This is a genomic window from Jiangella rhizosphaerae (genome assembly GCF_003579925.1).
GTDB lineage: Bacteria > Actinomycetota > Actinomycetes > Jiangellales > Jiangellaceae > Jiangella > Jiangella rhizosphaerae.
In genome coordinates, this window is sequence record NZ_QUAL01000285.1 from 1 (window position 1) to 2,738 (window position 2,738).

Consider the following 2,738-nt stretch of genomic DNA (forward strand, 5'->3'; position numbering starts at 1 on the left):
GGGTTCGTGACGCTGTGAGCCGACGTTGGTCGTGCCGGTGGGAAGGTCGCTGGCGTTCGCGATGGAGCCGGCATCGTGCCGACGGCCGAGCTGCAGGCCGCTGATGGGTGAGGGATCCGGGTAGCCAGGACGACGCGGATCCCTCACCCATCGAGGCCGCGAAGGCATCACCTGCCGACCGCGACACCGTGACGACGACACCGCCACCGTGACCACCACACCACGACACACGCCCCACGCGTTCATCGGCATCTCCAACGCCGCAGCGTCGGCAATCTCGGCGTCGGCTAACACGTGACGCTACGTCGGTCGACCTGGGCGATGCGTTGCGCCGGCTGTTGACGGTAGGGAGCGGATTGGCGATGAGGGCTCTCCGTTGAACGGCGTACTCGGCCAGGTTGTCAAGGATCTTCCGCCACCGTGACGTGACACTGGTTGCCCTGACACCGCCATCCGGGCGGATCGCGAGTCCGTCGACGAGGCGGCGGAGCACGTCAGCGTCGGCGAGCGCAGAAGCGGGCTGGCTGTGATTGGACGCCCAGCGGAGAGCGTCGCTCACCCAGACGGGCTGGTCCGCCTCCTCGCGAGACCGGAGACGGGCCAGTGACGCTGCGCCGACCTTCAGAACTCCATCTTGCGTGTTGCCTGTAGTGCTTCCTCGCGCGTGTTGACGCCGAGCTTGCGATAGAGATTGCGCAGGTGGGTCTTGACGGTGTTCGGTGAAAGGAACAGTTGCTGGGAGATGTCGCGCACCGACGTCTTGGTGCGGAGGGCGAGAAGGACCTCTAGCTCGCGCCGGGTGAGTTGGGCCGAGTGCTGGTGCCGGTAGAGCATGCGGGCATCCGGCGGATCCTCGACCAGGGCGGAGAGGCGGTCCCGGAGGCCGGCGGCGCATTCGGCGAAGGCGAGGCGGTCGCCGAGCTTGGTGATGGCGGCAGCCGCGTTCTCGAGCGCCTCGTTCGCCCGCTCGTCGTTCTGCAGGTGGTGGTAGGCGTTGGCGCGGATGAGGTGCCACGACGCCGGAGTGGGGAGGAAGGCCGTTCGGACGCCGTCGGTCCCGAGCAGATCGAGTGCGCTTCGGGGGTTGCCGGTGAGGTTGTGCAGCCGTGCCCGCGACATCAGCGTCCAGGGCGCATCGCCGGCGATATCGGGCTGGTCGAGGAGATTCATGGCGCGATCGATCAGGCCGAGCGCCTGATAGGTGTCGGCGAGATCGCTGACCAGCAGGGAGCGCGCCATCGACTCGGCCGGTGCGAGCTCCCTGAAGGTGAGCAGCGAACGCTCGATCAGCGCGGCCGCCTCCGCCGGCTCGCCCCAGTGGAGGTGCCAGAGCGCCTGGGCGTGGACGCCTATCCACCAGAACTCGTCGTTCTTGGCCGCGTCGTCGAGGTGTTCCAGCGCCGACGCGCGTCGGCCGGTGAGGTCTCATTCGCCGAACCGACGCTGACCTGGACCGGCGACCTCGCCGTCGGCGAGGTGGTGACGCTCACTTACTCGGTGACCGTCGGCGCGGTCGGAGAGGGCGATGACGAGCTGAAGAACGTCGTCACCTCCCCGCACACCGACGGTGTGTGCGTGCCGGCGGCGGATCAGAACCCGGACTGCACGACGGGCCACATCCAGGGGGACTACGAGGTCACCAAGACCTCCGACCCGGAGTCGGGCTCGACGGTGGAGGACGGCGACGTCGTCACCTACACGGTGACAGTGACGCACACCGGGCAAGCGCCGATCGAGGCGACGTTCGACGACGACCTGTCCGGGGTGCTGGACGACGCGACGTGGAACGACGACCTCGAGGCGTCGGCCGGTGAGGCCGCGCTGGACGGGACCACGCTGACGTGGTCCGGCGATCTCGTGGAGGGCGACGTCGTGACGGTGACCTACTCGGTGACCGTCACCTCCGACGGCGACCGGCATCTGAAGAACGTGGTCACCACGCCGGACCCGGACCAGTGCGTGCCGGCGGAGGGGCAGGACGAGGCCTGCACGACCGAGCACTTCAGCAGCGGGTACACCTACTCCAAGACCTCGGACCCGGCGCCGGGCTCCGACGTCGAAGAGGGCGACGTCATCACCTACTCGGTGCTGGTCGAGCAGGTCGGCCCGGTACCGGTGGCCGGCGCCACGGTGACCGACGACCTGTCCGGGGTGTCGCCGTACGCGGCCTGGAACGACGACGCGTCGGCCACCTCGGGCGAGGTGTCGCTGTCCGGGGAGACGCTCACCTGGACCGGTGACCTCGCTGTCGGGCAGACCGTCACGATCACCTACTCGGTGACCGTGGGCGACGAGGACAATGCCACGATCCGCAACGTCGTCACCAGCCCGGACGACGACGGCAGCTGTGTCCCGGCGCCGGACGGGAACCCGGACTGCAAGACCGAGCACTACACGCCGGGTGCGGAACCGCCGGCACCGGACGAGCAGGATGACGACCTGCCGGACACCGGTGCGGACCTCACCCGCTGGTTCCTTACTGGTGGGCTGGCCCTGCTGATCGGCGGCCTGGTCCTCGTGGCCGTGCACGGCCGCCGTTCATTCCGAGGGACCGGAGGCTCGGCCGACCCGGCATAGTCGACGGCCAGGCTCCTGACTGTGCAGTGCCCCGCCACGGGGGAGGGGCACTGCGCAGTCATCGACGTCTGAGTACGTACTAGGGCGTGTCTCCTAAAGATCGGCGGTGTAGGCGGCGATTGTTGGTCTCATGTCGCGTGAGGCGTTGTTGACTGATGATC

General features: G+C 68.5%; 3 protein-coding genes. 1 reads left to right on the forward strand and 2 read right to left on the reverse strand.

Annotation, left to right across the window (positions count from 1 at the left end):
- A partial coding sequence (locus DY240_RS33465; protein WP_233552848.1) for a hypothetical protein occupies nt 1-294 on the reverse strand: 294 nt, incomplete at its 3' end.
- A gap of 327 nt (nt 295-621) precedes the next feature.
- Nucleotides 622-1,239 carry a helix-turn-helix transcriptional regulator gene (locus DY240_RS23345; RefSeq protein WP_119662151.1) on the reverse strand — a complete coding sequence of 206 codons (618 nt, stop codon included), beginning with the start codon at nt 1,237-1,239 and terminating at the stop codon, nt 622-624.
- 78 nt (nt 1,240-1,317) lie between these two features.
- Between DY240_RS23345 and DY240_RS23350 the strand changes: the two genes are divergently transcribed.
- Nucleotides 1,318-2,577, forward strand: a complete 1,260-nt coding sequence (locus DY240_RS23350) for a DUF7927 domain-containing protein (RefSeq protein WP_158602969.1) — start codon at nt 1,318-1,320, stop codon at nt 2,575-2,577.
- Nucleotides 2,578-2,738: the final 161 nt, after the last annotated feature.

Coding starts and splice junctions, on each gene's coding strand:
- DY240_RS23345 (WP_119662151.1), bottom strand. CDS start 1,239: ATGGCGCGCTCCCTGCTGGTCAGCGATCTCGCCGACACCTATCAGGCG.